This window comes from Pseudomonas sp. SbOxS1 (genome assembly GCF_013416725.1).
Lineage (GTDB): Bacteria > Pseudomonadota > Gammaproteobacteria > Pseudomonadales > Pseudomonadaceae > Aquipseudomonas.
Window position 1 is genome coordinate 1 of sequence record NZ_JAAVXC010000065.1, and the last position, 6,169, is coordinate 6,169.

Sequence of the window (6,169 nt, forward strand, 5' to 3'; positions counted from 1 at the left end):
CGCATCAAAAACAGTATTGCAGAAAAGGGGGTAACCATAGATGTAAGAGCGAAACCATAGGAGGCCGTTACCGCAGCAACGGATATGTACTCAAACAACAATCGCCCACAGACATTGACCTTGACGTTGACGGACAGGCTCAGGGTGTAAGGCAGCAAGAAGATCAAACCTCAGTTCGCAGACACCACTTTAAGCCCTACGACCCCCGCCAAAATCACCCCGATGCAAACCAGGCGCAGGGGTGCCGTGGAGTCTCCGAGCACCACCATGCCGACAATCGCAGTGCCTGCCGCGCCAATGCCGGTCCATACCGCATAGGCCGTGCCCACCGGCAAAGTGCGCAGCGAAAGTGAAAGCAGGAAGACGCTCGACAGCCCGGTGACGACCGTCAAGACACCGGGAACCCATCGTGTGAAACCTTCGGAGCCCTTCATGTAGAAGGCGAAGGCGATTTCCAGAATGCCGGCGATACCCAATAGTGCCCAGGCCATGTGTCACAACTCCTTCAGAGGGTCTCGCCGGACCTCGAAGCCAGGCGAGAGATTGTGTCGATCAGGCTTTTTCAGCCGCCGCCGGTGTCGAGCGGAATGCCACGCCGAGTCGGTTGAACGCGTTCATCAAGGCAATGGCGTAAGTGAGATCCGCCAGTTCCTTCTCGTTGAAGATGGCCGCCGCGGCCTGATAAATGGCATCGGGAACAGCGGTTTCGGCGACCCGCGTGACGCTTTCGGCCCAGGCCAGCGCCACGCGTTCACGCTGGGTGAAGAGATTCCCGGCGTCGTGCCACACCGGCACCAGCACCAGCTTCTCTGCCGCGACACCCAGGTTGAGCAAATCGCGCGAATGCATGTCGATGCAAAACGCGCAGCCATTGATTTGCGACACCCGCAGGTAGACCAGGTCTATGAGCTCGGTGGGCAGAACGCTCTTTTGCAGATAGCCGTAGACGTTGCCGAAGGCCTTGAAACCTTCAGGGGAAGCGCTGGCGTAGTTGATTCGCGAAGTCATGATGAGTCCTTGAGTTGGCTGTGTGAAGGACTGCATCCTGAGGCTGCTTGGTCTATGGTTGAAGATCCATGTTTTGGCTTCTGTGCTGGGCCATGTTTGCTCAGGCGCGGTGCCTTCATGGCCTGGTCCTCAAGATGATTCATGGATCTAGGAGGCAGGTCATGATGGCTTGTAGGATCATTGTTCATGCCGGCAACCAAGGTGTTTGCCCCAGAGTGCGTCCATGACCAGCCCCATCAACAAGCTGTCTCCCCTCGACCCCGCCTCGAAGGAGCCGATCTACCGGCAAATCTACTGGCGGTTTCGCGCGGCGATCAGCGACGGCGTACTCGCGCCCGGCGCGCGCATTCCCGCGGCCCGGGCGCTGGCAAAAGAGCTGGGGCTGGCCCGGGGCACCATCGATACCGCGTATTCGTTGCTGGCGGCTGAGGGTTATATCCAGTCCCGTGGTCAGGCCGGCACGGTGGTGGCGGCAGGGCTCACGCTCAGGACAGACTCGCGCCGTGACGAACACGCCTTCAACCCGCTCGCCGGCACCTCGGTCCGGCATAAGGCGCCAATGCTACCCTTTCAAATGGCCTTGCCGGCGCTGGATGCGTTTCCACGCAAGATCTGGGCGCAGATCGGCGCTCGATGCGTGCGCGCCACCGGGGTCGCGGACATGGCGAATCCATCGGCCTACGGCCTGGAATCCTTGCGCAGTGCGATCGCCAGCTACCTGCAAATGGCGCGTGGCATCGATTGCCAACCTTCGCAGGTGTTCGTCACCTCGGGTTATCGCAACACCCTGACGCTGATCGTCCACGCCCTGCTGAAACCAGGCGATTGCGTGCTAGTCGAAAACCCCGGTTACACCCCTACCCGGCAATTGCTCGAGTATCTGCAGATCGCGGTGCAACCCGTTGCGGTGGACCAGGACGGCATGCAGGTCGCGCAAGGCGTGAGCGGTTCACTTGACGCCCGCGCGGCGGTGGTTACTCCGGCCCATCAAAGCCCCTTGTGCATGTCATTGTCGTTGCCGCGGCGCCTGCAACTGCTGGAGTGGGCTGGTCGGGAGCGATCCTGGATCATCGAGGACGACTACGACGGCGAGTACCGTTACGTCAGCCGTCCGCTGCCCGCACTCAAGAGCCTGGATCGCGACGGACGCGTGTTGTACGCCGGCACCTTCAGCAAAGTGCTGTTTCCCGGCATCCGCCTGGCTTACCTGGTGGTGCCGCTGGCGCAGGTGGAACGCTTCGAACACGTCAGCCAGACCTTCCTCGGCGGGTGTCCGGAGCTCACCCAGGCCATCGTCACCACCTTTGTCACCGAGGGCCATTTCGCGCGGCATATCCAGCGCATGCGCAAACTCTACGGCGAGCGCCGGGAGGCGGCGGTCAGAGGTCTGAAAAATGCCTTGGGTGATCACATTCACATCGACGCCCAACCGGGCGGCATGCACCTGATTCTGCGATTGACCCGGCCTCAATCCGACCGCGCACTGGTTGAGCGCCTGCTGCATGCAGGCATTTACGCCGAAGCCTTGAGCGAATGTTGCATCGGCCCGCCTACCCATTGCGGCTTGCTGCTCGGCTTCGCCAACATTGCCTCGCAAGCCAGTGCCGAACAGCTTGGACAACACATCCTGGCGCTGCTCTGAACCCAGCTCCATGGCCCACACACGCAAGCCATTCTTGGCTCTTTGTCGCGGGGCCAAGCGACTCCATCATGTAGACCTGGTCTTCAACGAACATCAAAGGGTCCCATGAAAATACTGCGCGTGATCTGCAGCCCGCGAGGGACAGCCTCCGAGAGTTATCGGCTCTCGCAAACCCTCATCAACCAATTGATCGATAGCCATCAAGGCTGTGATTTCATCATCACCGAGCGCGGGGTCACAGGGCTTGCGCATGTCGATGCCGACTATGCCGAAGCCGTGGGCAAACGCCGCGATCCGTCCCATGCTCCCGCCGCCAAAGGCGCCCTGTTGCAGTCCGAACAATTGATCCGCGAGCTGGAAAGCGCCGACTGTGTGGTGATCGCCACCCCCATGCATAACCTGATGGTGCCTTCGGCGCTGAAGGCCTGGCTCGACCATGTGATCCAGACCGATCGAACCTTTCGTATCACCCCTGAGGGCAAGGTCGGCACCTTGCGCGACCGGCCAGTGTTCATCGCCGTCGCCTCAGGCAGCACCTTCACCGGCGTCAACGCCCGGCAACCGGACTTTCTGCGGCCGTGGCTGGAGGCCGTACTGGCGAGTATCGGCTTGCTCGACGTGAAGTTTTTCTCAGTAGAAGGCACCGGGCAAGAACCCCATGCGTTGAGCGCAACCCGAGAAAAAACCGCGCAGGAAAGCGCGCTGTATTTTTCCAGCCGCGCGCCAATGCCCGCCTGAATCACACCCAGGAAAACACCATGACGATCGCTTCTCCCCTGCGCAGCATTGCCGTGTTCTGCGGCTCCAACTACGGCCTCAACCCCGACTATGTCGAAGGCGCCCAGGCCCTCGGCCGGGAAATCGCCAGGCGCGGCTTGCGCCTGGTGTATGGCGGTACCGACAAGGGCTTGATGGGCGTGATGGCCGACGCCGTACTCGCCGAGGGCGGCGAGGTGGTTGGCATCATCCCCCGCCATTTGTTCGATCTCGGGCATCTGCATCAAGGACTGACCCGGCATGAAGTGACGCAGGACATGCGCAGCCGCAAGTCGCGCATGAGCGAATACGCCGATGCCTTCATTGCATTGCCCGGCGGTCTGGGGACCTTTGAAGAGTTGTTTGAAGTGGCGACGCTGACGCAACTGGGCGAACACCAAAAAGGCGTCGCCTGCCTGAACATCGGCGGCTTTTTCAATCCGCTGCGCAGCCTTCTGGACCACGCCGTGGCTGAAGCCTTCATGAAGACCGAGCACAGCGAGATGCTGTTGTTCGATACTGATCCGGTAGCACTGATTGATGCGCTTGAGCAGTGGCAGGCACCGACCGTGACGAAGTGGATCGGTCCTGCCCCGTTACCCGTTACAGCGCAATGACAGGAACGCTTTTCAGGTCCTGGCGACGTTGCTCCCGAAAATCTGCCGCCAGGACCTTTTTACTTCAGCGCTCGCGCATCACTGAGTCAGTGCGCGCCAGCCGTCGTCCATTGCGGCGTGATAGCCGTGTTGTGGCGCTTGGCTCGCTCAGTCAATACCAGCATCGTCAAGAAGCCGAGCACGATCAGAACCGGGTACGCCATCAACAGTTCGGAGAGGGAGTATTTCCAGGCCAACGGACGGCCGACGCCGAGCATGGCGGCATACATCCACGATACCGCCGACAGCGAACCACAAAACAGGGCCAGCATCCGGGCGCTGAATCCGAGTTCTAGCAAGGAGCCTGCCTTTTGCAGGGCCGGCAACACCAGTCGGTGCAGCAGGATGCCGTTATAGGTCAGCAGCACGACAATGATCACCTTGGCGTGAAGCTTCGGATTCATGAAGTACTCCGTGCCTTTGCCGAGGTAGTCGATGCCGATGATGGCAGCGCCCGTCACCCATAGACCGATCAATGCCATCACGACAGATTTCTGAAGACTTTCCATGTGTGCATTGTCATGTTGAGTCAGCACTTTGCGTTTCAACATATCCCTGACCATTGCAATATCACTGGTCAGCACTAGACCAATCGCCACGCAACAGGCGAGCAAATGAATGTAAACAACGCCCAGCCGCAATAACTCCATAAATTCTTTATGTTCGATCAGGCTCATAATTGTGTTTATCGCCACGGGTATCTCTCCACCTTGTTAGATAGTTCAGATCGGCCAATCAGCAGAATGTTTTTCTGCACGACCTTGCTCATACAAGAAAACTGACCAATAGGTTTATTATCGAAATCCTATCCAGTCAGTTAGGGAATTGATGACAGCTTAGTGACTACCTCTCAATTTTCGGGTAAAAAAATCCCCATCTGCATTCACTGCATTTGAGGTTCTATTTCCACTTCTTGTTTTCGATTGCGAGTGCAGGCCATGGATGACGTGCTGCAGAATCTGAGGCCCGCAGGCCGCAAATGTTCATTTTTTAACCAGCGCACCGACAAGCGGTAGCGCCCACGGGGATCCTCGGCACAGGTAATCAGCCAGCAACTAGCGCGTTGAGGCCCATTCCAACTGAGCTGGTTGATTTACATGAACATCGACGTAGACAATTGGATCCACTAGTTGCCATATGAGCAATAGGCCAGATCGATAGCAGGCTCTCATTTATTTCCTGCTCGATTGAACAGTCAGACTATTCAGTGGATCCGATTATTGATTACTGAATATTTTGCAAGTCTTGGCGACATTGCCAAAAACTGTCGCCAAGACCGTTTGTTATTTCAACTCAGACCAACTTCAGCGTGACGTTTATGTTGTTGCGGGTGGCCTTGGAATACGGGCAGTACTTGTGACCGGTGTCGACCAGTTTCTGTGCGGTTTCGCGATCCAGTCCCGGCAGGCTCACATTCAGCCGCGCCTGCAGCAGATAGCCGCCTTCATTGGTACCCAGGTCCACCTCGGTGTCGACGGCCACATCCTTGGGCAGTGCAACCTTTAGTTCCTTGGCAGCCACGCCCATCGCGCCGATGAAACAGGCTGACCAACCGGCGGCGAACAACTGCTCGGGATTGGTACCACCGCCGCCTGCGCCCGGGGACGACAGCTTGATATCCAGGATGCCGTCGGAGCTGCGCGAGGCGCCGTCCCGCCCGCCGGTGGTGTGGGTTTTTGCGGTGTACAGGACTTTGTCGAGCTGGTTCATGATGATCTCCTGATTGAATTGAGGTTCAGTGCAATGTCAGGTGAATCAGAAAAACGGCCTTCAGGCTTGATGCCAGGCAATCAATGATAGACGGCGCGACTCAACCGGGTGCCTGATCCGACAAAGGCCATCCTGCACTGCGCAGACCTTGCAGGAGCCAGCGGTGCGGCGATCCGACTTGCCGGCGAAGACGGCCTGATAGCCAACCAATCTCTCACGGCAGTACTCGCTCCTACTGTAGGAGCCAGGCTTGCCGGCGAAGGCGTCCTGACAGCCGACCATTCTCTTTCAGGTGTACATATCCATTCCTGCGGTAACGGCCGCTTATGGTTTCGCTCTTACAGCGAGTCACTTGGAAAAGCCCCAAGTAACCAAGGGCTCTTGCCCCTGGCGTTCG

At 58.3% G+C, this 6,169-nt stretch carries 7 protein-coding genes; 3 read left to right on the forward strand and 4 right to left on the reverse strand.

What is annotated here, in order from left to right; all coding sequences use genetic code 11:
* Positions 1–170: 170 nt before the first annotated feature.
* Both HFK74_RS32260 and HFK74_RS32265 read right to left on the reverse strand, forming a co-directional pair.
* Positions 171–491 carry a multidrug efflux SMR transporter gene (locus HFK74_RS32260; RefSeq protein ID WP_180207121.1) on the reverse strand — a complete coding sequence of 107 codons (321 nt, stop codon included), beginning with the start codon at positions 489–491 and terminating at the stop codon, positions 171–173.
* Positions 492–552: 61 nt separating this feature from the next.
* On the reverse strand, positions 553–1,008 hold the full coding sequence (locus HFK74_RS32265) for a carboxymuconolactone decarboxylase family protein (RefSeq protein ID WP_180207122.1): 456 nt from the start codon (positions 1,006–1,008) through the stop codon (positions 553–555).
* A gap of 223 nt (positions 1,009–1,231) precedes the next feature.
* Between HFK74_RS32265 and HFK74_RS32270 the strand changes: the two genes are divergently transcribed.
* The 3 genes from HFK74_RS32270 to HFK74_RS32280 all read left to right on the forward strand — a co-directional run bounded on the left by HFK74_RS32270 (position 1,232) and on the right by HFK74_RS32280 (position 4,023).
* Positions 1,232–2,650, forward strand: coding sequence for a PLP-dependent aminotransferase family protein (locus tag HFK74_RS32270; protein ID WP_180207123.1), 1,419 nt, complete (start codon positions 1,232–1,234; stop codon positions 2,648–2,650).
* Between the two features lie 105 nt (positions 2,651–2,755).
* Complete coding sequence (locus HFK74_RS32275) at positions 2,756–3,388, forward strand: FMN-dependent NADH-azoreductase (protein WP_180207124.1); 633 nt, start codon at positions 2,756–2,758, stop codon at positions 3,386–3,388.
* Positions 3,389–3,408: 20 nt separating this feature from the next.
* A complete protein-coding gene (locus HFK74_RS32280; protein WP_180207125.1) occupies positions 3,409–4,023 on the forward strand; it encodes a TIGR00730 family Rossman fold protein in 615 nt (204 codons plus the stop codon).
* A gap of 86 nt (positions 4,024–4,109) precedes the next feature.
* On the opposite strand, the gene HFK74_RS32285 is transcribed toward HFK74_RS32280, so the two are convergent.
* Together HFK74_RS32285 and HFK74_RS32290 are read right to left on the reverse strand one after the other, a co-directional pair.
* Positions 4,110–4,757: a hypothetical protein gene (locus tag HFK74_RS32285; RefSeq protein WP_180207126.1), complete on the reverse strand. Its 648-nt coding sequence runs from the start codon at positions 4,755–4,757 to the stop codon at positions 4,110–4,112.
* A 598-nt stretch (positions 4,758–5,355) separates the two neighbouring features.
* Entirely contained in the window at positions 5,356–5,772 is a 417-nt protein-coding gene (locus tag HFK74_RS32290; protein WP_008064280.1) for an organic hydroperoxide resistance protein, read from the reverse strand.
* Between the last annotated feature and the right edge of the window lie 397 nt (positions 5,773–6,169).

What these genes read in the sequence shown, in the direction of transcription:
- HFK74_RS32260 (WP_180207121.1), bottom strand. Translation starts at nt 491, where the DNA reads ATGGCCTGGGCACTATTGGGTATCGCCGGCATTCTGGAAATCGCCTTC.
- HFK74_RS32265 (WP_180207122.1), bottom strand. Translation starts at nt 1,008, where the DNA reads ATGACTTCGCGAATCAACTACGCCAGCGCTTCCCCTGAAGGTTTCAAG.
- HFK74_RS32270 (WP_180207123.1), top strand. Translation starts at nt 1,232, where the DNA reads ATGACCAGCCCCATCAACAAGCTGTCTCCCCTCGACCCCGCCTCGAAG.
- HFK74_RS32275 (WP_180207124.1), top strand. Translation starts at nt 2,756, where the DNA reads ATGAAAATACTGCGCGTGATCTGCAGCCCGCGAGGGACAGCCTCCGAG.
- HFK74_RS32280 (WP_180207125.1), top strand. Translation starts at nt 3,409, where the DNA reads ATGACGATCGCTTCTCCCCTGCGCAGCATTGCCGTGTTCTGCGGCTCC.
- HFK74_RS32290 (WP_008064280.1), bottom strand. Translation starts at nt 5,772, where the DNA reads ATGAACCAGCTCGACAAAGTCCTGTACACCGCAAAAACCCACACCACC.